This window comes from Streptomyces sp. NPDC046915, from assembly GCF_040644935.1.
In the GTDB taxonomy this organism is placed as follows: Bacteria; Actinomycetota; Actinomycetes; order Streptomycetales; family Streptomycetaceae; genus Streptomyces.
This window is the reverse complement of sequence record NZ_JBEYXB010000009.1, coordinates 145,519-164,744: the sequence shown is the minus strand read 5'-3', so window position 1 is coordinate 164,744 and position 19,226 is coordinate 145,519. Positions and strand designations below refer to the sequence as shown.

Genomic DNA, 19,226 nt, shown 5'->3' with positions numbered 1-19,226 from the left:
CGTCCCTCTCGTCCATGTGCCCGTGACCCGGCGTCCGCCGACGCCGGCTCATGCGTTGGCGGCGTGTTCCTTGGCGTATTCCTCGGCCATTCTGTCGCCGCCCTGGGAACGCCACCTGCGTACGGCGTCGTCGTAGGCGGACATCGGTGAACGGCCGGCGACCACCGCGGTGATCGTGTCGTCCATCAGCGCCTTGAGGGTGGTGCCCTGCGTGGTGTAGGTGGTGGACTGCAGGCCGTAGGAGGCGTCACGGATGGCGACCGGCACCACCTTCTGCTGCCAGGCGTACACGGCCCGCACGGCCTCGGGCCGGCCCGGCACGAACAGCACCTGGGGTCCCTCCGCCAGGTACCGGAAGGGGAGGTTGGTGACGTTCTCGACCTCGCCGAGCTTCGTGAGCCGCGGGGAGCCGTCCTTGCCCCGGGTGAAGTGCGTGCCCTCCAGGCCGTAGTGGACCAGTTCCCATTCCTTCGAGCCGAACGGGGCGGCGAGGTGGTCGAGGACGCGCAGCAGCAGTTGGATGCGCTCCTTCTTCGCCTTCTTCAGGATGGTGTAGCCGAAGGAGCGACGGGCGGCGACGACACCGCCCGGGGTGCCGTTCGGGCTGTACGGCAGTGCGGGCGTTGGGGTCAGCAGGCCCTTCGCGTCGGGATAGAGGGTCTGGTAGGACCCGAAGCCGTTCTGCATCGAGCCGACGGTCCCGTTGAGGAACAGGGTGCCCAGGTCGGCCGTCGACATCGAGGCGGCGTCGGGGTGGTAGGAGCCGTTCTTGCGCAGCTGCGCCTGGTAGGCGACGGCCGCCTTGTAACGCTCGTCGGTGAAGTTGGGGTGGAACACACCGGCCTTGTCCACCGCCCAGCCCGTCGGGGCGTTGTGGGCGGCGGCGTGCACGGCGTTGCCGAAGTCGGAGCCGGTCGCGGCGCCGAGGGCGTAGGTCTTGCCGTGCGTGGCCTTCTTGGCGACGGCCGCGAAGTCGTCGGCGGTCCATCCCTCCCGCATGCCCGCGTCGGTGAACAGACCCTGGTTGAGCCAGAGCGTGGAGCCGGGCAGCGGGCGTTCCAGGGGTATGCCGTAGAGGCGGCCGCCGATGCGGCCCATGTCCCGCCAGGCGTGGGTGGGGACACCCGCCAGGTTGGGATAGTCCTGCACCGCCTCGCCCGACAGGTACGGCGTCAGGTCCTCGGCCCTGCGCTGGACGAACTGCGCCTCCCGGGGCAGGACGAACCCGGAGAACATGTTGATGATGTCCGGCAGTGAGTCGGGGTCGCCGGCCATGACGGTCGCCATCTTCTTCTGGTAGTCGTCCGTCGGGATGACCGTGAACTCGATCCTGACGCCCAGGGCCTTCTCGACGGCCCGCCAGTACTGGTTCTGCGAGCGCCCTTTCGGAGGAGTGCCGAAGGTGACGGACATGACCCTGATCGTGGAGCCGTCGCCCGGTGTGCGGGAGACCGAGGTGGTGAGGTCGGCGGGGTAGGAGGTGTAGCCCGGCTGGACACCCGCGTCGGTCGGGGCGAGATCCGGCTTCGCCGCCGAGGACGCCGTGTAGGCGGGCCAGGCGGCGAGCTTCTTCCCGGCGTTGGTGGTGTCGCCGTCGTCGGAGGCGGTGGAGCATGCGGTGAGCAGACCAGGGACGGAGATCGCGGTGCCCGCGGCGGCCATGGTGCGCAGCAGGGTGCGTCGGGACATGCGGGGCATGAGCGGGTGACCTTTCTCGATACGGCTCTGGAGGGTCTTCAGCTCTTGATGGCGCCGGTGAGCACGCCCTTGGTGAAGTACTTCTGCAAGAAGGGGTAGACGAGCAGGATCGGTACCGTGGCGATCACCAGGACCGCCATCTGGATGGTCTGGGGAGCGTTCACCGTGCCGTCGCCCAAGGTCGTGTCCGTGATCCCGGAGCCGGCCACGACGTAGGTGCGCAGCACCTGTTGGAGCGGCCAGTGGTCGTTCTCCAGGTAGAGGGAGGCGTAGAACCAGGAGTTCCAGTAGGCGACGGCGTAGAACAGGCCGACGACGGCGAGGGCCGCCTTCGACAGCGGCAGCACGACGGACCACAGCACCCGGAGGTCACCCGCCCCGTCCAGCCGGGCCGCCTCGTACAGCTCCTCGGGTATGCCCTGGAAGAAGCCGCGCAGGACGACGAGGTTGAAGACGTTGACGAGTACGGGCAGGACGAGTGACGCGTAACTGTCCAGCAGCCCCAGCTGCTTGACGAGCAGGTAGTTGGGGATCATGCCCGGCGGAAACAGGAAGGTGAACAGGATCAGCAGCAGGGCGGGCCGGCCGCCGAGGACACCGGGGCGGGAGAGGGCGTAGGCGAGGGTCACGGTGCAGGCGAGGCTGAGCAGAGTGCCGGTGATCGTGACGCCGGCGCTGACACCGAGGGCATGGGTGACGATGCCGCCGTCGAGGATGTCGCGGTAGGCCTTGAGCGTCGGGTGTTCGGGCCACAGCACCCATCCGCCGCCTGCGACCACCTCGCGCTGGGAGGCCAGGGAGGTCGACAGGATGACCAGGAACGGCACGCACACCAGCAGGACGACGGCGACGAGGGCGACGGCCTTGCCGGCCTGGGTGACGGGCCTCGGCTTCTCCATCCAGCCGGGCCGGGCATGAGCGCTCACTTGTAGACCCCCTGTTCGCCGAGGCGATGGGCGACCTTGTTGGCGGCGTAGACGAGCAGGGCGCCGACGACGCCCTTGAACAGGCCCGCGGCGGCTGCGAAGCCGTAGTCGCCGCCGATGACGCCCCGGTAGTAGACGAAGGTGTCGATGATCTCGGCGGCCTGTGGGCCGACCGTGTCGCGCTGGAGCAGCATCTGCTCGAAGCCGGTGGAGAGGATGTCACCGAGCCGCATGATGAGCAGCAGGACGATCACCGGGCGGATGGCGGGCAGCGTCACGTGCCAGAAGCGCCGCCAGGGACCGGCGCCGTCGAGCGCGGCGGCCTCGTACTGCTGCTCGTCCACCTGGGCGAGCGCGGCGAGGAAGATGATGGTGCCCCAGCCGGCGTCCTTCCAGATGACCTGGGCGACGACCAGTGGCTTGAAGGCGTGGGGGTTGCCGATGATGTCGACGGTGTGCAGGCCGGCGTCGTTCAGGTAGCCGTTCAGCATGCCGGTGTCGCCGAGTACCTGCTGGAACAGGGCGACGACGATCACCCATGAGATGAAGTGCGGCAGATACGCCACCGACTGTACGAACCGGCGCACGGAGGACCACGTCAGGCTGTGCAGCAGCAGGGCGAGGGCGAGCGGCACGGGGAAGTAGAAGACCAGTTGGAGCAAGGCGATCCAGAGCGTGTTGAGGACCGCGTCCCAGAATCCGCTGTCCTCGAACATCCGCTGGAAGTTGCCGAGACCCACCCAGGGGCTGCCCCACAGGCCGTCGAACGGGACGTACTCCTTGAACGCGATGACGTTGCCGATCAGCGCGCCGTAGTGGAACACGAGGAAGTAGGCGAGCCCGGGGAGCATCAGGAGGAACAGGGACCGGCCCCGTCGTCTGTGAAAACCTTTTCGCTTGGCTGGAGCGCCTGCCGGGTGACGGGTAGGGCGGCTCACCGTCGATTTCCCGGCGCGCTCACGTAGCAGGGCTGCCACGGAGCCTCCTCGGCTGCGGTAGGGAGTGAGCCGAAGTTAAAACGTTTTCAGAGCCGGGTCAACACTTCTGACATTCATCTCCCGTTCTTCGCAGGTGACTTGGGCGTTCAGTAACCCATCGGGCGGTAGTGGCCCAGCACCGCGGCCAGGTGCGCGAACCACTGCCCCAGCCGTTCGCGCGGCTTCGCCTGCACGACGCACTCGTAGACCTGGCCGTCCAGGTGGACGACGGCCATCATCAGGTCCTTGCCCGACGGGCTCGCCTTGTAGTGGACGCTGCGGATCTCCTGCCAGGGGAACTCGGCGGTGACGTCGTTGATCTCGAAGGCGACGCCCTCCACGTCGACCACGATCGAGCAGTGGCGGTCGACGGCCATGAACTCCGGGCCCGACGGTGCCGGTTGGGGCGGCGTCGGCGGCATGGGCGGCATCGGCGGCTGGGGGTACTGCTGCGGCGCCGGGGCGTACGGCTGCGGCATCGCGGCGTACTGCGGTGGCGGGGGACCGAATCCCTGTGGCTGCTGGTGGCCGTACGGCGGCTGATTCGTCATGGGTCCCCCGGTTCCTGGTCCTTCGTGTTGCGTCGTCTCGCACGGAAACCTACCCGCCGTACACCGCTGCCTCGAACTCGCCGTCCGCCGGCTGTGAAACATTTCCGGGGGCCCGCCGCATCAGTGAAGTGAGAGCGGTCCGAGCGGCCACGGTGACAGGGGGAACCACGCATGACACACGTCCGCGCGGACGACTACGCCGAGTTCGCGGCGGTGCGCGCCGGGCATCTGTACCGCTCCGCGTGTCTGCTCACCGCGGGAGACACGCATCTCGCGGAAGACCTGGTGCAGGAGACGCTGGGGCGGCTGTACGTGCGGTGGGGGCGGGTGTCGAAGGTCGGCAATCCGGCCGGGTACGCGCAGACCGTCCTGACCCGGACCTTTCTCGCGCATCAGCGGCGCCGGAGCAGTACCGAGCGGGCGACGGACGTACTGCCGGACGTGCCGTACACCGCCGGCGACACCTCGCTGCGACTGACCCTGCTCCAGGCGCTCGCCCTGCTGCCCGCCAAGGACCGGGCCGTGGTCGTCCTGCGCTACTGGGAGGACCGCTCCATCGAGGAGACCGCCGACGTGATGAACGTCAGCTCGGCGGCCGTCCGGACGCGGTGCGTGCGGGCTCTCGGGCGGCTGCGGGAGCTGCTGGGTGAGGACCTCGGCGAGTACGCGCGGCACTGACGGCTCCTGACGGCTCCCTTCGACGTACCGGCCCATGTCCATCGCATCACTTCAACCCCGGGAAACGGTGGTCTGCCATGCCCGACGAACAGCACAGCGACTCCTTCGAGGACCGGCTCTCCGCGGTCCTGCACGAAACAGGCGGCGGCTTCGACACCGACCGGGCCGCGCTCGCCGCCGCCGGCCAGGTCCGCGGGCGGCGCCTGCTGCTGTGGCGCCGGGCCACGGTCGTGAGCGGGACGGCCGGGCTCGCGCTCATCGGCGTGGCCGGGGCCCTGCTCCTGCCGTCGGGGGAATCCCAGGACCCGCAACGCTCCTCCGTGGCCGCGAACCCGAAGGCCACGCGGAGCGCCTCGCCCGTCACCGGCGACCAACTCCTCCGGACGTTCGAAAAGCTGCTGCCCGAAGGCAAGATCAGCGGTCAGGTGGCCCGTGGCGCGGACGAGTCCCTGTACACGCCGTACGCGACCGTCGTCTATGACGACGGCAAGGGCGCTGGGGCCGTCGGTATCAGTCTGGGCCGGGCCGAGACCGGCAGCCAACAGGGGAGCCAGCTCACGACCTGCCCGGACAAGACGTTCACCCCGTACGAACACTGCTCCACCAGCCGGCTCCCCGACGGGTCGCGGCTGAAGGTCATCCAGGGCTACGAGTATCCCGACCGGCGCGTGGACACCAAGATGTGGGACGTGGAACTGGTCACCCCGGCCGGGCAGCACGTCTCCGTGACCGAGTGGAACGCCGCCGCCGAGAAGGACGCGCCGATCACCCGGCCCGAGCCGCCGCTGACCACGGCCGAGCTGAAGAAGATCGCCGCGGCCGAAGTGTGGCGCGGATACATCGATTCCATCCCGGAGGACCCCAGGAAGCCGACCGCCGCGACGCGCACTTCGCCCGCCGTCACCGGCGCCCGCACCACCCTCCTCGGGCTGCTGCCCAAGGGGCTGGACGTGGTCGCCAAGAGCACCGACGACACCGACTTCGCCTATGCCGTCGTCGACGACGGCAAGGGCAGGAGCCTGGTCCAGGTCAATGTGCAGGCGGACATGCGGGACGTCGCCGGCGACCTCTTCGGCGCCGGCTCCGAGACCCTGCCGAACGGCACTCGGGTCGCCGTCCGTCAGGGACCGGGTGAGAAGGGCGGCGAGGGCGTCGTGATGTGGACGGCCGACACCATGCGGGCCGACGGCCGGCGTGTGGTGATCAGCGCGTTCAACTCCGGCACCCAGCACGACGCCGCGACCCGCAAGACCCCCGCTCTCACCGTCGAGCAGCTCCGGAAGATCGCCCTCAGCCGGAAGTGGGAGTAGGGGCGTTCGGCGGAGGGTGTCGCGTTTTGGCGGTCAGCTGCAATGTTCGTCCGTGCCCGGGTGTGGGACGCTCACGGTGTGGTGCGTTGCCTCATCGTCGACGACTGCCTCCACTTCCTGACCGCCGCTCGCGATCTGCTCGAGCGCGAGGGCGTCGACGTGGTGGGGGTGGCGTCGACGGGCGTCGAAGCGGCCGAGCGCGTCGAGGCGCTGCGGCCGGACGTCGTCCTGATGGACATCGAACTCGGCGCGGAGAACGGCGTCGAACTCGCGGATCGTCTGCATCGGGACGCCACGGGCGAACCGCCTCGCACCATCCTGATCTCCGCCGGCGCCGAGCAGGACTGCGTGCAGCTGATCGCGGCTTGCTCGGCGATCGGCTTCCTGTCCAAGACCTGCCTGTCCGCCGCCGCGATCCGCGCCCTGCTCGACGAAGGGTGCGACCGCCGGCCCGGCAAAGACTGAAGAACCGGGTCAGGGGGCCTGTAGAAAAGTCAGGACGGCTCGCACCCGCCGGTGGTCGTCGTCGGTCTCGGGCAGGCCCAGTTTGCCGAGGATGCTGTGCACGTGCTTCTCGACGGTGCCCTCGGTGACCCAGAGCCGGCGCGCGATACCGACGTTCGACCGGCCCTCCGCCATCAGGGCCAGCACCTCGCGCTCGCGGTCGCTCAGCACGTCGAGGGGATCCGCACGCCGCCGGACCGACACCAGTTCCTGGATCAGGGCCGGATCCACGACGGATCCGCCCCTGGCGACCCTTCTGACCGCCTCCAGGAACTCCTCCACGTCGGCGACCCGGCTCTTGAGCAGATACCCGATCCGCCGGCCGCCCGCCAACAGCTCCATCGCGTGCTCGACCTCGACGTGCGCGGACAGGACCAGGATGCCGACGTCCGGCAGCTCGCCGCGGATGACGCGGGCGGCCTCCAGCCCCTCCGTGGTGTTGGTCGGCGGCATACGGATGTCGACCACCACCAGGTCGGGCACCGTTTCCCTCGCGAGTCGCAGCAGGGCGTCGCCGTCCCCGACCTGGCCCACGACGGACACGTCGGTCCGTTCGAGCAGGCTGGCGAGGCCCTGGCGGAGCAGGACGTCGTCGTCCGCCAACACCACCCGCAACTCCGTCATACCGCGCCTTCCACCGTCATGTGGGGAATGGCCGGCCGGCCTCCCGGCCCATGTCCGGAAGGCCTGCCCACCTCCAAACTCTCACGGGCGTCGGCGTCGAGTCGACCGCTGAACGGCCAGGTGGTGCAGCAGGCACGGGCCGGCGCCACGACCCGCCGCGCGGGCCCTGGCTCTGTCACACTTGACTGACGAGACCTGCAAGGGCCGGGCAAGGGAAGCGGCGCGATGACGCATCGCCGAGTGAACGTGCTCAGCCGGCGCTGCGTCAACGGGCTGCTCGCCGGTACGGCGATGGTGGCTGCGGTGACAGGCCTCCTGAACGCCCTCGAACCGTACGACGTACCCCTGCACCTTCTGGCGCTCTACCTGCTCGTCGTCCTGGCCGTGGCCGTGGTGTGGGGGACCGTGCTCGCCGTCGTCACATCGGTACTGAGCGTCGTCGCGTACGGCTACCTGTTCGCCAGGCCGCACGGATTCGCGATCGCCGACTCGGAGACCGCCGTCGCCGTGGCCACCTTCCTCCTCACGGCGTCGGTCGTCGCACAGCTCGCGGCCCGGTTGCGGCGCACCGCGCGTGTCTCGGAACGGCTGTCGCGGGAGCAGTCCGCGTTGCGCGAGGTCGCGACCCTCGTCGCGCGCTCGGCCGACCCGTCGACGGTGTTCGAGACCGTCACCCGCGAGGCGGCCCTCCTCTGCGGCGCCGATCTGGCCGTCATGGAGCGCTACGGGACGCCCGACACCGTGAGCGGCGTCGCTGCCTGGAGCCGCCGGGACGGGCCGATCGCGCAAGCCGTCCGTGTCTGCTTCGCCCTCGACGGACTCAGCGTCTCCCGTGACGTCCGGAAGTCGTGCGAACCGGTCCGCGTCGAAGACTACGCGGGGGCGACGGGTTCGATCGCGCGGGAGGCGCGTGCCGCCGGCGTCCGTTCGTCGGTCGGGTGCCCGATCGTCGTGGCCGGGCGCCTGTGGGGGGTGATCATCGTGTCGAAGAAGAGCGAGGGCTCATTTCCGGCGAACACCGAGTCCCAGATCTCCGCGTTCACGGATCTCGTCGTCATCGCCATCGAGAACGCCAGGGCCAGTGCGGAACTGACCGCCTCACGGGCCCGCATCGTCACCGCCGCCGACGGGGCGCGGCGCCGCATCGAGCGTGATCTGCACGACGGCGTCCAGCAGCGGCTCGTCTCGCTGCTCATCCTGCTCAACAACGCGCAGATGACGGTTCCGCCGGATCTGGACGGACTTCGCGCGGAACTCCGCCACGTCGCCACCGGGCTCACGGACGTGTTCGACGAACTCCGTGAGGTGGCGCGCGGTATCCATCCCGCGATCCTGGCTCAGGGCGGCCTTGCTCCCGCGCTCAAGGCGCTCGCCCGGCGCTCGGCCGTCCCCGTCGATCTCGATGTGCACGTCGAGGACAGGCTGCCCGAGCGGGTGGAAGTCAGTGCGTACTACGTCGTCTCCGAGGCGCTGACGAACGCGGTGAAGCACGCGCAGGCCTCGTTCGTCACCGTCACCGTGGACGCCGGCTCCGATGTGCTGCGCGTCCGTGTGCAGGACGACGGCGTCGGCGGCGCCGACTTCGCCACCGGCACCGGACTCGTGGGCCTCAGAGACCGGGTGGAAGCGTTGGACGGCAGGATGTCTCTCGACAGTCCGCGGGCCTCGGGGACCACCCTCAGCGCGGAGCTGCCGTTCGAGCGGACCGACCACGACGGACGCGACTGAGGGCCGGCCGGGCAGCGGAAGGGGGCCGGCCGTGGACCGGCCCCCTTGGCTTTGGGATTACCAGCCCCAGTCGTTCTCGTCATCGTTGTTGAAGCCGCCGTGGTCGCCGTGGTCACCGCCATGGTCGCCGTGGTCACCGCCGTGGTCGCCGTTGTCACCGTGATCGCCGCGGTCACCGCCGTGGTCACCGTGGTCGCCGCCGTGGTCACCCCCATGATCGCCGCCGTGGTCGCCCCCACTGTCGCCGCCGTGGTCGAAGTGAACAGCGGCCACCGCCGAGGTCGGCGCGGCGACGGCTGACGCAGCGGCACCTCCCAGGGCCAGGGCGAGACCCGCGAAGGCAGCAACGAGCCATTTGACGTTGCGCATGATGTATCTCCCGTGATGGATTGAACCTGACGGTACGTCAATGTCCGTTTGGGTCCCTTTTCCGTGGGTTCTACGCTGCTCCCCCGAGGTTGCTCGGACAACCCTGGAAGCCGGAAGCGGGCCTACCAGCCAGCTGTAATCGCCCAGGTGTACGGCTACTCGGCGGTCGTCCCCGGCTCGCTGATCCGGCGGGCGGCCTCGACGACCGCCGCGCGGTGCAGGGCCAGCCGCTGCGGTGACCAGACCTGGTCGCCCTCCTCCGGGGCGCCCTCGGTGGCCCAGAACCATGCCTGGGCCGTGGCGAGAACCATGGTCAGGAGGTCGGAGGGCTCCACTCCCCGGGCGACTCGGCCGCGCTGTTGTGCGTCGGCCACCTCGGCGGCCTTGTGCCGGAAGGCGTCCGGTTCGAGCCGGGTGGCGGAGGGGCGTTCCAGTAGTTTCCAAAGCCGCAGGCGCATGAGGTCCGGCCGGGCGACGAGGTGGTCGAAGATCGCGCCCGCGTATCCGGGCAGGTCCTCGACGTCGAACGGGACCGATTCGGCACCCTCCGTCATGGCCCGTCGCAAGACTTCGTCGAACAGCTGTTCCTTGTTGCCGAAGTAGACATAGATCAGCCGCTTGTTCGCCCCCGCGGTCTCGGCGATCCGGTCCACCCGGGCCCCGGCGATGCCGTACGCGGCGAATTCTGCGAAGGCGGCGTCGAGCAGCCGGGCCTTGGTGGCGCTGGAGTCCCGTGTCATGGAGGCACCCTAGCAAGTAACTATCTAGTTATTGACACTGACGACCGGTCGTCCTACGGTCAGTATCTATCCAGTTAGTTATGGAAGGGAGGTCCCGTGAACCACCGCGCGCTGGAGTTCGGCCGGGCGCCGGCACGATCCGACACATCGGCCTGTGCGAGGCGTCCGCGCGGACCATCCGGCGTGCTCACGCGGTCCACCCGCGCACCGGCCGTCCAGACCGAGTACTCACTCTTCGAGCGCGGCATCGAACAGGACGGGGTGCACGAAACCCTGCGGGAACTGGACCGGCCCCAGGGTGCGGTCGCCATCCCCGGGACCGAGCGCCGTCGCTACCTGGAGGAGAACATCGCCGCCACCGAGGTGACCCGCACCCGGGCTCATGGGGGTGCTCAACGGCTGAGAGCCGACCGCCGCCTCACAAGATCCCCGTCACGGGGCTCGCCCCCTTTGCAAACACACAGCCCCGAATCCCTGCGTACGCGAAAGGCTCAGCCATGCCCCAGCCGGCCAGCCGGTCCCGGATCGCCATCGGCGACACGACGATCACCTATCTCCCCGACGGCTTCGGCGTGCAAGACCCGGACGTCCTGTTCACCGGCGTGGACTGGACGACGCGCCCCGGGTACCTCGAAGACGGGCAGCTCATCCTCTCGTTCGGCTCCTTCCTCATACGCGCCGGCGACCAGAGGATCCTCGTGGATCTGGCCGTGGGGAAGATCGATGTGGAGGTGCACGGCACCGCTCGGCTCAAGGGCGGTTCGCTGCTGCGGAACCTCGCCGGGGAAGGGCTGTCCGCCGACGACATCGACACCGTCGTATACACCCATCTGCACCTCGATCACGTCGGCTGGACCAGCGATGTCGCACCGCTCCCGAACGCGCCCGCGGCGGACTCGCCCACCGGCCTGACCTTCGCCCACGCACGTCATCTCATGTCGGAGGACGAGTGGCGGTACTGGCCGACGAGGACGGCGACCATGGGCGGACCGGACGCCGAGGCAGTGCTCGAGCCGCTCGACGGCGTCGTCGAGTTCGTCGAGACCGGCGACAGCATCGCGCCCGGAGTCACCGTCGAAGCCACACCCGGGCACACCCCCGGACACCTGGCCGTCGTCGTGCGGGACCCGTCGGGTGCCGGCACCGAGTCCGTCTGCATCGTCGGAGACATCCTGCACTCCGCGGCGCAGGTCGGCGACCCCGCCCTGGTGTTCTCCTTCGACGTCGATCCGGACCAGGCCCGAGCGGTGCGCGACCGCATGCTCCGGCGGCCGGACACCGTGATCGCCGCCGGGCACTTCACGGACGACGTGTTCGGCCGTGTCACATCGACGGGCGGCACGTACACATGGACTCCGGTGCACTCGATCGGCGAGTGAACCGCACGTGGCGGCCCTCGGATCTCCGAAGTCAGGAGACTCATCCCATGTCCGTACCTGAGACGCCCCACACGTTCGGGGCGAGCACCACCGCCGCCGAGGTGATCGACGGTGTCGACCTGCACAGCCGCCGGGCCGTGGTGACCGGAGCAAGCTCCGGAATCGGGGTGGAGACGGCCCGGGCGCTCGCCGCGGCCGGCGCCGACGTCACCCTGGCCGTGCGGGATCCCGACGCGGGTGCCCGAACGGCGGCGCGCCTGGAGGCTGAACTGCCTTCCGGATCCGGCAAGTCGACAGTGGGGCGGCTGGACCTCGCCGACCGGTCGACGGTCGCGGCGTTCGTGGCGGCCTGGCACGGCCCGTTGCACATCCTGGTCAACAACGCCGGAGTGATGGCCCCGCCGGAACTCGTCCGTACACCCGGCGGCCGGGAATTGCAGTTCGCCGTCAACCACCTGGGCCACTTCGCCCTCGCCGTCGGCCTCCACCCGGCACTCGCGGCGGCGAGCGGCGCACGGATCGTCTCGGTGAGCTCCATCGGCCACCTCTTCTCACCGGTCGTCTTCGACGACCTGGACCACCGCTTCCGCCCGTACGACCCCTGGACCTCCTACGGACAGTCGAAGACCGCCAACGCCCTGTTCGCCGTCGGTGCCGCCGAGCGATGGGCCGACGACGGCATCACCGCCAACGCGCTGATGCCGGGCAACATCGCCGACACCCCCCTCGCCCGGCAAGACTGGCGCCGGAACAGCGGCCGTCCGGGCCGCCCTGACGGCGGCCGAGGACCTCGGGGAGCACTACGTCGTCGTCCTGGGGCACCCGTCCTACTACCCCCGGTTCGGCTTCACCCGCGCCTCCACGCACGGCATCGGCCTGACCATCGACGTCCCGGACGAGGCCCTGATGGCCCTCACCCTGGACGCCGGCCACCCGCTGCCCGGCGGCACCGTCCGATACGCCGCGCCGTTCGGCATCTGACCCACCCGGCTGCGCGGGGGCGCGCCGACGCCCCTGCGCAGCCGTACTCGTCGCGCAGGGCAACCTCACCGGCATGGTCCGTGCCCCGCTGCCGGCCCAGACCCTCGTTCCGGTCCACACTTCACCGTCATGCCGATCGGCCGGCGTCCTGTGTGCCGGGGAACAGGGCGCGGGCCCGGTCGGGGTCGGGGGCGACGAAGACGCCGTCCGCGGTGACCAGCGCCACCGACGGGTCGTCCTCGGAACTGATGGAGCCGCTCACGAACATCTTGCGGTCCTCGGTGCCCGTGACGTGGGCGAAGACCCTCAGGGGCGTCTCCACCGGGACGGGCCGGTGGTACTGCACCCGCAGGGAGACGGTCATGGCGGGGCTTCCCGCCGCGTAGCAGGCCCAGCCCATCAGCTCGTCCAGCAGCATGGCGCTCATGCCGCCGTGCGCATACCCGGGCGGGCCTTCGTGCGCGATGCCGAGGGTGCAGTGGCCGACGACGCCGCCGCTGTCCGGCGTCACCCGCATGGGCGGGGCGAGCGGACTGCCGGGGCCGGTGACGGGGCTGAACATCCGTACCCCGCCGGGGAACTCGTCCACCGCCGGGATCTCCGCTCGTGCGCGTCGTCGGCCGGTCAACTGCCCCGTGAGCCGGCGGACTTCGCCCGTCAGGCGGTGCAGGACCTCGGTCGGGGTCGCGGTGCGCACGGTGGCGTCCACCAGGGCGCGCAGTTCGTGGCCGAGTGCGGCTATCGCCGCCCGCCGGCCATCCAGGTCTTCCGCTGTCGGGCGAGCGGGGTCGGCGTGTGTCGTCAGGGGTTCGGTCGGTGGCGCGTTCATCGGTTTTCTCGGTCGGGGGCGTGGTGGGCCGGGTCGGGACGCGGTCAGCCGTCGGCGCGGACGAAGACGGGCTTGAGGTGCTTCTCGGGCAGTGCGTCGGGGAGTTGTTCCCAGTCGAGGACGTGGGAGACGACCCGCGCGGGGTCGACGGTGCCGGAGCGGGCGAGGTCCAGGGCGTCGGGGATGTGGTCGCGGACGTTGTCGCGGGCGATGCGCAGGGTGACGCCGGTGAGGTACATGTCGAGCAGGGGCAGTTCACCCGGGCGGAAGTGGTTGCCGGCGGACTCGCAGATGCCTTCGGGCGCCAGGGACTTGACGGCCAGGGCGAGTTGGTCGACGCGGCCGGTGGCCTCGACGGCGATGTCGAAGCCGTGCCGGACGGGCTCGAGCGTCTCGGCGGTGGCGGCCCCGTAGCCGCGGGCGATCTCGCGGTGTGCGGGGTCGGGGTCGACGTACAGGACGTCGGAGGCGCCGAGCGCGCGGGCGATGTCGCAGACGTACAGGCCGATGCTGCCGCGGGCGACGACCAGGACGCGGGCGCCCGGCTTGTTCCTGAGGTGCGGGGCGACCAGGCGCCAGGACAGGGACCAGTTGTCGCTCGCCGAGGCCATGGCGACCGGGTCGAGATCGGCGGGCAGGGGGACGAGCATGGCGTCCGCCCACGGCACGCGGACCAGCTCGGAGAAGAGGCCGCCCCAACTGCCGCCGATGGGTGCGCCGTACATGGCCATGTGCGGTACGGCCGTGCAGTGCGCGGTGAGTCCGGCGCGGCAGTTCCCGCAGGTACCGCAGTTGATGGACCAGGGGACGACCACCAGGTCGCCGGGGGTCACGGCGGTGACGGCGTCGCCGGTCTCGACGACCCGGGCCACGCACTCGTGGCCGAGGGCGAACGCAGGCTCTATGAAGCCGTGACCGGCGAGGATCGCGGTGTCGACATCGCAGGAGGTCGCGGCGACCGGGGCGACGATCGCCTCCTGGTCGGACCGGAGCCTGGGGTCGGGTGCCTCGCGCCATTCGACGCAGTCGCGGGCCACATAGGTCAGTTCACGCATCGGCCCGCTGCCCCTTCGCGAGCGCGACCAGGTCGGCGTAGCGGATGACGGATCCGCCGGCGCCCCAGGTGCCGTCGGGCTGCTCGTGCACCAGCACCCACACCCGCAGGGCGTCGTCCACCGGGAGCCCGGCGGCGGCGAGGACGGTCTGGGTGGCGTCCTCGACCAGGCCGGCCTTGCGCCGCTCGGACAGCGCACCCTGGGGAACCGTCACGTCCACGAGAAAGCGCGGCGCGTCGTCCTCGGCGGTGGTCTGTGCCCCCTCGGGCAGTTCGACGAGGTAGCTCCACGCCTGGGCGCGGAAGAACGCGGTGTCGGGCGCTCCTTCCCAGCGGAGCAGTACGGCGGCCAGGTCCCGGTGGACGGTGCCGCGGCCCTCCTCGGTCAGGGAACCGGACGGAACGGTGAGCCGGATCATCGGCATGGCGAATTCTCCCTTTCGTGCTCTGCGCGCGGTCTATAACGATCGTTATAACCGGAGGCCACGCTAGACTATGACGTGCGTTATAGCCAGAGAGGGGCACGATCTTGGCCAAGTCCAGCGCGCCGTCGCGTGAGCGCATCCTGATCGGGGCGGCCGACATGATCAGCAGGCGCGGCCTGAACGCGACCAGCATCCGGGAGCTGGCCAAACACGCCAAGGCGCCGCTCGGCTCGACCTACCACTACTTCCCCGAGGGCAAGCAGCAGCTGGCCACCGAGGCGGTGCGGTATGCGGGAGAAGCGGTCGCCCACATCCTGCGCAAGGAGCTGGACGCGGGCCCGGTCGCCGGTTTGCGCGCCTTCCTGACCCTGTGGCGCGGCATCGTCGTCGACAGCGACTTCCGGGCCGGCTGTCCCGTGCTGGCCGTCTCCGTGGAGGAGCCGCCGACTGACGAGATTCCACCGGCCCTGGTCGCCGCCGCCGAGGTGTTCGAGGACTGGGAGCGGTTGCTGACCGAGGCGTTGACGGGGCACGGCGCCGATCCCGACCAGGCGCCCGGGCTCGCCGCCCTGGTCGTGGCGTCCGTCGAGGGTGCCATCGCCATGTGCCGTGCGAAGCGCAGCATGGAGCCGCTGGATCAAGTCGCGCGGCAGCTCGAAGCGTTGATCGTCGGCGCGCTCGACGGTTCCGCCTGACGGTTCGGGGCTACGGGCTCAGGCGCCGATCGCGGCGCGGATCGCCTCGGCCTTCTCCTCGGTGAACACGCCGCTGTCGAGAAGGGAGAGTATGGAGAGCACGCCGCCGCGCGAGCCCCAGCTGCCTTCCTCGATCACCCGGAAGTTGACCCACCAGGCCGGCGACGGCTCGGTCAGTCCGCATGCTTCGGCCAGCGCGGTCAGGACACGCTCGATGACCTCGGCCCGGACCTCCCGGCGCCAGTCGCCGTCCATCACCGCCACATCGATCAGCATGGCGTCGGGTTCCTGACCGGCATCCGCCGACAAGCGGCCGCCGATGGCCACCATGTCCGGTTCGCGCTCCACGAAGTGCACCTGGAACCCGATCCGGGCGGCCGGCGCGAACCGGCCCACCTCGGGTACGAGCACCGCGTCCGTCAGGGTCTCGGCCAGTGTGCGGCGCTGCGCGAGGCTCAGGCGCCCCTTCGAGGTGTTCACGGTGTTGACGGTCATGGGCTGCCTCCTATAACGCTCGTTATAGTCAGACCCTACACTGAACTTATAACGACCGTCATAAGGCGGGATACCTGGGCTGACTCGCTGCGGGACGGTCGATGACCGTCCCCGCATGCCCGATATGGGTGATTTATATGAATTTTGCTTTGGTTGGCGTGGAGGGAGGGGAGCGTACGGGGTGATGCAGCTTGCCGAGACGGCGCTCATCCGTCGCTCTTCCCGAGTGACGTTCGACCCGTTCCCGTCCCGGTCGGGCGGGGATGCCCTTTGGAGGCACGATGCCTGTTCTGACAGCCACTCACCTGGCACCGGTATCCACCGAGTCCGCCGAACATGCCGCCTTGACCTCTTTGATGTCTACTCAGGAAGCCCCGTTCAGCGGCGCACCGACCTACGCCCCGCAGGCCGCCGGCAAGTTGCTGCTCCTGGCTCTGCTGTCGCCCAAGGAGCCGTCCGAGCCCCGCGAGAAGTGAGCGCCGACGACCGGCCACAGCCACTGACGTTCCGCGCGAACAGAATGGTGGATCCCGATGCCTGACCCAGACCCCTCACCCCACAGCCGATTCGCCGCTGCGGTGCAAGGTCTGGCCGGTCATGTCCTGGGTGCCCTCGCAACGGGCGCCCAGGATCGGTCTGGACCGGCGGCCTACGTGGATGCCGGCGAGGACACCAAGGCGGCGCTGGCGGCCGTACGGGTGCTCGGGCCGGATGTCTTCGCGCCCGCGGCACTGGCCGGCGCCCCGTTCGGCCACGCCGACGGCCAGTGCGTCGTCGAGGCCTTCCGTGTCTTCCCCCCTTCCGCGGCCGACCCGCCCGAAGCACAGTGGAGGGACTACGCGAGCATGGCACTGCTCGGCGCGCACGCGGAGGAATTCCCCGCCCTGCGGGCCCTGCCCCGGACCATCGACCTCACCGGACTCGCCTGGCAGGCGGTGTCGGCGGCCATGGCACCGCTGCACTGTCTCACCCTGCCCGGCCTGCCCAGCCCCTTCTCCGACCCGCCCGACAGGCACGCGCGCGCGGTGTCCCAGGGAGTCACCCGCGCACTGCTGCGCCGCGACCACACGACGGCCGCGCGGCTGGCGCGTTGGGCGGCGCTCGCCACGGCCCGCGGCAGCCGCACCCACCTCGACCTGCCGGCGGCACTGCGGCACCTGGAACTCTACGGCGGCAACGACACGCACACCGCCCTCGACGTGGCGATCGCCCGCCTCCTGACAGCACGGCCCACGGGGACGACCACATGACCGACCTGCCCTGCCGGCACCTCGCCCAGCGCATGGCCTCCACAGCGATCGGCTGGCTGCACCGCCACCGCGAGTACGGCGCGTTCCCACCCGGAACCTCGGCCGAACTGGCCGACCCCGACGGCGTCTACAAGCCGCTGGGCGAATCGGCGCTCGCGGCCTGCCTGCTGCTGCGCACCCCCGCCTCCACCCCGGCGGACCGGCAACTGGCCGACGGCATCCTCTCCTTCGCCTGGGCGCAGCTCGGCAACGGCACGCTGCTGTACGAGCGGCAACTGCGCTACCCGGCGATGACCGACCCGCTGGAGGTCTACGCCCACTTCGCGCGCGCCGGCTACCGGCACGACGCGCTGCACGAACTCGAGCGGTACCTCACCGGCCTGGCCGCGCACCAAGGCACCGAGCACCTGCCCAACCGTCGCCTCGCCGTCGCCAACGCCGCCCACGTCGCCGGACTTCCCGTACACGCCCACTGGCCCACCCTGACGGCCGCGACCTGGCTCGGGCACACCCCCGAACCGTGGACGATCGACTGGATGACCGGCTACGCCGTCACCCACACCGTCTTCCACCTCACCGACTGGGGTGCTGAACCGCACAACCTGCCGCCCGCCCTGAGCGACTACCTGGTCACCTGGCTGCCGGTGTGGACCGACATCTGGGCCGAGATCCACGAATGGGACCTCGTCGCCGAACTCCTCATCGCCGGCCTGTGCCTGCCCGACCCCGTCGGTGACACCGGCGCCTGGCAGCGCCTGGCCGAGGTACAGCGTCCCGACGGGCTGATGCCCCCGGACGGCCGGCCCATCCCCGACGACCCCCACGAGGCATTCCGGACCGGTCACCACACCACCGTCGTAGCGGCGATCGCCGCGACCCTGGCGCTCGTCCGGCACCAGCAGCAGCCGGTCGCTTCGTGACACCCGCCGGCCCGCTCGGGCGGGCACTGACCGCCTTCGCCTCGGCGGCGCCCCAGGGAACGGGACTCGCCGTCGCCGCCCTCACCCCGCAGGGATCGACGATCCTGTGCCGGGGCTGGACGGACGCCTCACGCCGGCGGCCCGTCACCGAGCACACCGGCTTCGAGATCGGCTCGGTCACCAAGACCTTCACCGCGCTCCTGCTCGCCGAACTCAGCGCCCGCGACGAGGTGCATCCGCGCGGGACGCTCGCCACCCACCTGCCCCCGGCGGCGCTTCCCCGTGGTCCCCACAGCCATTCGATCACCCTGGAACACCTGGCCACGCACACCTCCGGACTGCCCCGCCTGCCCCCCGGATTCCTGCGCGCCGCCCTGCCGCACTGGTTCACCAACCCCTACCGCGACTTCCCGCCCCAGGCACTCCTGCCCGCCCTCTCCCGGACCCGTGTCCGTCGCCGGCCGGGCACCCGCAATTGCTACTCCAACTTCGGGATGGGCCTGCTGGGGCACATCCTCGAACGAGCCACAGCCACCCCCTACTCGGCCCTCCTGCGCACCCGGCTCCTCCAGCCGCTCGGCCTGACCGACACCACCGCCGCACCCGGCACGGGACACGCCGTAGGACACCGCAACGGCACCCCGCTCGAACCCTGGCTCATCCCCGCGCTCCCCGCGGCCGGAGCACTGCGCTGCTCCATCCGCGACCTCCTCCACTACCTCGACGCGCTGCTCGAACCCGACCGGGCCGCCCCGCACGACACCCCACTGCGCACCGCACTGCACGAGGTCCTCGCCCCACGGCCCACCGCCCCCGGCACCCCGCCCTTGTGCCTGGCCTGGACCCACCGCACCCTGCCCACGCACACCGTCTGGTTCCACTCCGGCGGCACCCGCGGCTTCACCGCCTTCACCGGCCTCACCACCGACCCGCCCACCGCCCTCGCCGCCGTCACCAACACGGGTCCCACCATCCGCGGCACCTTCATCCAGACCGCCTACGACCTGCTGCGCCACCTCATCCGGACGGGCCACCGAGCATGAATTGGCCCGCGACCCGCGCACGGCGCACCTGAGAAACTGCGCCTCCGGTG

The 19,226-nt window shown here is 70.5% G+C and carries 21 protein-coding genes and 2 pseudogenes; 12 read left to right on the top strand and 11 right to left on the bottom strand.

Annotated elements, in window-relative coordinates:
* Positions 1 to 48: 48 nt before the first annotated feature.
* From ABZ915_RS24290 to ABZ915_RS24275, 4 genes are all read right to left on the bottom strand, one after another.
* The gene (locus ABZ915_RS24290) at positions 49 to 1,698 is read right to left on the bottom strand and encodes an extracellular solute-binding protein (RefSeq protein WP_361806781.1); all 1,650 of its coding nucleotides are present in this window, start codon (positions 1,696 to 1,698) and stop codon (positions 49 to 51) included.
* Positions 1,699 to 1,736: 38 nt separating this feature from the next.
* The gene (locus ABZ915_RS24285) at positions 1,737 to 2,624 is read right to left on the bottom strand and encodes a carbohydrate ABC transporter permease (RefSeq protein ID WP_361806778.1); all 888 of its coding nucleotides are present in this window, start codon (positions 2,622 to 2,624) and stop codon (positions 1,737 to 1,739) included.
* Positions 2,621 to 3,475, bottom strand: coding sequence for an ABC transporter permease subunit (locus ABZ915_RS24280; RefSeq protein WP_361806775.1), 855 nt, complete (start codon positions 3,473 to 3,475; stop codon positions 2,621 to 2,623). Before ABZ915_RS24280 ends, ABZ915_RS24285 begins: the two co-directional genes overlap by 4 nt.
* A gap of 233 nt (positions 3,476 to 3,708) precedes the next feature.
* Positions 3,709 to 4,152 carry a hypothetical protein gene (locus ABZ915_RS24275; protein WP_361806772.1) on the bottom strand — a complete coding sequence of 148 codons (444 nt, stop codon included), beginning with the start codon at positions 4,150 to 4,152 and terminating at the stop codon, positions 3,709 to 3,711.
* A gap of 171 nt (positions 4,153 to 4,323) precedes the next feature.
* On the opposite strand from ABZ915_RS24275, the gene ABZ915_RS24270 reads away from it, so the two are divergent.
* The 3 genes from ABZ915_RS24270 (at position 4,324) to ABZ915_RS24260 (ending at position 6,605) form a co-directional block, all read left to right on the top strand.
* Positions 4,324 to 4,830 (top strand): SigE family RNA polymerase sigma factor, encoded by a 507-nt coding sequence (locus ABZ915_RS24270; protein ID WP_361806769.1) that lies wholly within the window; start codon positions 4,324 to 4,326, stop codon positions 4,828 to 4,830.
* Between the two features lie 77 nt (positions 4,831 to 4,907).
* The gene (locus ABZ915_RS24265) at positions 4,908 to 6,140 is read left to right on the top strand and encodes a hypothetical protein (RefSeq protein WP_361806766.1); all 1,233 of its coding nucleotides are present in this window, start codon (positions 4,908 to 4,910) and stop codon (positions 6,138 to 6,140) included.
* A gap of 42 nt (positions 6,141 to 6,182) precedes the next feature.
* A complete protein-coding gene (locus ABZ915_RS24260) occupies positions 6,183 to 6,605 on the top strand; it encodes a response regulator (protein ID WP_361806763.1) in 423 nt (140 codons plus the stop codon).
* A 9-nt stretch (positions 6,606 to 6,614) separates the two neighbouring features.
* Here ABZ915_RS24260 and ABZ915_RS24255 read toward each other — a convergent pair whose 3' ends face one another.
* A complete protein-coding gene (locus ABZ915_RS24255; protein ID WP_361806761.1) occupies positions 6,615 to 7,268 on the bottom strand; it encodes a response regulator transcription factor in 654 nt (217 codons plus the stop codon).
* Between the two features lie 225 nt (positions 7,269 to 7,493).
* Between ABZ915_RS24255 and ABZ915_RS24250 the strand changes: the two genes are divergently transcribed.
* Together ABZ915_RS24250 and ABZ915_RS24245 are read left to right on the top strand one after the other, a co-directional pair.
* Positions 7,494 to 8,996, top strand: coding sequence for a DUF4118 domain-containing protein (locus ABZ915_RS24250; RefSeq protein WP_361806758.1), 1,503 nt, complete (start codon positions 7,494 to 7,496; stop codon positions 8,994 to 8,996).
* Between the two features lie 99 nt (positions 8,997 to 9,095).
* Complete coding sequence (locus ABZ915_RS24245) at positions 9,096 to 9,296, top strand: hypothetical protein (RefSeq protein WP_361806755.1); 201 nt, start codon at positions 9,096 to 9,098, stop codon at positions 9,294 to 9,296.
* 224 nt (positions 9,297 to 9,520) lie between these two features.
* On the opposite strand, the gene ABZ915_RS24240 is transcribed toward ABZ915_RS24245, so the two are convergent.
* Positions 9,521 to 10,105 (bottom strand): TetR family transcriptional regulator, encoded by a 585-nt coding sequence (locus ABZ915_RS24240; protein ID WP_361806753.1) that lies wholly within the window; start codon positions 10,103 to 10,105, stop codon positions 9,521 to 9,523.
* A gap of 228 nt (positions 10,106 to 10,333) precedes the next feature.
* Positions 10,334 to 10,489 (bottom strand): hypothetical protein, encoded by a 156-nt coding sequence (locus tag ABZ915_RS24235; protein ID WP_361806750.1) that lies wholly within the window; start codon positions 10,487 to 10,489, stop codon positions 10,334 to 10,336.
* 113 nt (positions 10,490 to 10,602) lie between these two features.
* Between ABZ915_RS24235 and ABZ915_RS24230 the strand changes: the two genes are divergently transcribed.
* From ABZ915_RS24230 to ABZ915_RS24220, 3 genes and pseudogenes are all read left to right on the top strand, one after another.
* Complete coding sequence (locus ABZ915_RS24230) at positions 10,603 to 11,484, top strand: MBL fold metallo-hydrolase (protein ID WP_361806748.1); 882 nt, start codon at positions 10,603 to 10,605, stop codon at positions 11,482 to 11,484.
* A 47-nt stretch (positions 11,485 to 11,531) separates the two neighbouring features.
* Positions 11,532 to 12,197: pseudogene (locus tag ABZ915_RS24225) on the top strand (SDR family NAD(P)-dependent oxidoreductase); the annotation flags it as partial.
* A 25-nt stretch (positions 12,198 to 12,222) separates the two neighbouring features.
* Positions 12,223 to 12,465: pseudogene (locus tag ABZ915_RS24220) on the top strand (GNAT family N-acetyltransferase); the annotation flags it as partial.
* Between the two features lie 127 nt (positions 12,466 to 12,592).
* Here the strand turns inward: ABZ915_RS24220 and ABZ915_RS24215 are convergent.
* Genes ABZ915_RS24215 through ABZ915_RS24205 form a run of 3 tightly spaced genes read right to left on the bottom strand, consistent with a single transcriptional unit; the run spans position 12,593 to position 14,773 of the window.
* Positions 12,593 to 13,294 carry a PaaI family thioesterase gene (locus tag ABZ915_RS24215; RefSeq protein WP_361806745.1) on the bottom strand — a complete coding sequence of 234 codons (702 nt, stop codon included), beginning with the start codon at positions 13,292 to 13,294 and terminating at the stop codon, positions 12,593 to 12,595.
* A gap of 44 nt (positions 13,295 to 13,338) precedes the next feature.
* Positions 13,339 to 14,349 carry an alcohol dehydrogenase catalytic domain-containing protein gene (locus ABZ915_RS24210; protein ID WP_361806742.1) on the bottom strand — a complete coding sequence of 337 codons (1,011 nt, stop codon included), beginning with the start codon at positions 14,347 to 14,349 and terminating at the stop codon, positions 13,339 to 13,341.
* Positions 14,342 to 14,773, bottom strand: a complete 432-nt coding sequence (locus tag ABZ915_RS24205) for a tautomerase family protein (protein ID WP_361806739.1) — start codon at positions 14,771 to 14,773, stop codon at positions 14,342 to 14,344. Before ABZ915_RS24205 ends, ABZ915_RS24210 begins: the two co-directional genes overlap by 8 nt.
* Positions 14,774 to 14,877: 104 nt before the next feature.
* Here ABZ915_RS24205 and ABZ915_RS24200 point away from each other — a divergent pair, with 104 nt between their 5' ends.
* Entirely contained in the window at positions 14,878 to 15,468 is a 591-nt protein-coding gene (locus tag ABZ915_RS24200) for a TetR/AcrR family transcriptional regulator (RefSeq protein ID WP_361806736.1), read from the top strand.
* An 18-nt stretch (positions 15,469 to 15,486) separates the two neighbouring features.
* Here the strand turns inward: ABZ915_RS24200 and ABZ915_RS24195 are convergent, their stop codons facing one another.
* A complete protein-coding gene (locus tag ABZ915_RS24195) occupies positions 15,487 to 15,963 on the bottom strand; it encodes a tautomerase enzyme (RefSeq protein WP_361806733.1) in 477 nt (158 codons plus the stop codon).
* Between the two features lie 653 nt (positions 15,964 to 16,616).
* On the opposite strand from ABZ915_RS24195, the gene ABZ915_RS24190 reads away from it, so the two are divergent.
* From ABZ915_RS24190 to ABZ915_RS24180, 3 genes are read left to right on the top strand one after another with little or no spacing between them, the layout of a single operon-like run.
* The gene (locus ABZ915_RS24190) at positions 16,617 to 17,213 is read left to right on the top strand and encodes a hypothetical protein (RefSeq protein WP_361806730.1); all 597 of its coding nucleotides are present in this window, start codon (positions 16,617 to 16,619) and stop codon (positions 17,211 to 17,213) included.
* Positions 17,210 to 18,133 carry a hypothetical protein gene (locus tag ABZ915_RS24185; RefSeq protein WP_361806727.1) on the top strand — a complete coding sequence of 308 codons (924 nt, stop codon included), beginning with the start codon at positions 17,210 to 17,212 and terminating at the stop codon, positions 18,131 to 18,133. Before ABZ915_RS24190 ends, ABZ915_RS24185 begins: the two co-directional genes overlap by 4 nt.
* Positions 18,130 to 19,176 carry a serine hydrolase domain-containing protein gene (locus ABZ915_RS24180; RefSeq protein ID WP_361806724.1) on the top strand — a complete coding sequence of 349 codons (1,047 nt, stop codon included), beginning with the start codon at positions 18,130 to 18,132 and terminating at the stop codon, positions 19,174 to 19,176. The genes ABZ915_RS24185 and ABZ915_RS24180 overlap by 4 nt, the downstream gene beginning before the upstream one ends.
* Positions 19,177 to 19,226: the final 50 nt, after the last annotated feature.

Bases quoted from the DNA above. Each gene is read 5' to 3' on its own strand.
- ABZ915_RS24195 (WP_361806733.1), bottom strand. From the start codon at position 15,963: ATGACCGTCAACACCGTGAACACCTCGAAGGGGCGCCTGAGCCTCGCG.
- ABZ915_RS24185 (WP_361806727.1), top strand. From the start codon at position 17,210: ATGACCGACCTGCCCTGCCGGCACCTCGCCCAGCGCATGGCCTCCACA.
- ABZ915_RS24210 (WP_361806742.1), bottom strand. From the start codon at position 14,349: ATGCGTGAACTGACCTATGTGGCCCGCGACTGCGTCGAATGGCGCGAG.
- ABZ915_RS24250 (WP_361806758.1), top strand. From the start codon at position 7,494: ATGACGCATCGCCGAGTGAACGTGCTCAGCCGGCGCTGCGTCAACGGG.
- ABZ915_RS24205 (WP_361806739.1), bottom strand. From the start codon at position 14,773: ATGCCGATGATCCGGCTCACCGTTCCGTCCGGTTCCCTGACCGAGGAG.
- ABZ915_RS24290 (WP_361806781.1), bottom strand. From the start codon at position 1,698: ATGCCCCGCATGTCCCGACGCACCCTGCTGCGCACCATGGCCGCCGCG.
- ABZ915_RS24230 (WP_361806748.1), top strand. From the start codon at position 10,603: ATGCCCCAGCCGGCCAGCCGGTCCCGGATCGCCATCGGCGACACGACG.
- ABZ915_RS24260 (WP_361806763.1), top strand. From the start codon at position 6,183: ATGTTCGTCCGTGCCCGGGTGTGGGACGCTCACGGTGTGGTGCGTTGC.
- ABZ915_RS24240 (WP_361806753.1), bottom strand. From the start codon at position 10,105: ATGACACGGGACTCCAGCGCCACCAAGGCCCGGCTGCTCGACGCCGCC.
- ABZ915_RS24255 (WP_361806761.1), bottom strand. From the start codon at position 7,268: ATGACGGAGTTGCGGGTGGTGTTGGCGGACGACGACGTCCTGCTCCGC.
- ABZ915_RS24235 (WP_361806750.1), bottom strand. From the start codon at position 10,489: ATGAGCCCGGGTGCGGGTCACCTCGGTGGCGGCGATGTTCTCCTCCAG.
- ABZ915_RS24265 (WP_361806766.1), top strand. From the start codon at position 4,908: ATGCCCGACGAACAGCACAGCGACTCCTTCGAGGACCGGCTCTCCGCG.
- ABZ915_RS24215 (WP_361806745.1), bottom strand. From the start codon at position 13,294: ATGAACGCGCCACCGACCGAACCCCTGACGACACACGCCGACCCCGCT.
- ABZ915_RS24280 (WP_361806775.1), bottom strand. From the start codon at position 3,475: ATGCTCCCCGGGCTCGCCTACTTCCTCGTGTTCCACTACGGCGCGCTG.
- ABZ915_RS24270 (WP_361806769.1), top strand. From the start codon at position 4,324: ATGACACACGTCCGCGCGGACGACTACGCCGAGTTCGCGGCGGTGCGC.
- ABZ915_RS24275 (WP_361806772.1), bottom strand. From the start codon at position 4,152: ATGACGAATCAGCCGCCGTACGGCCACCAGCAGCCACAGGGATTCGGT.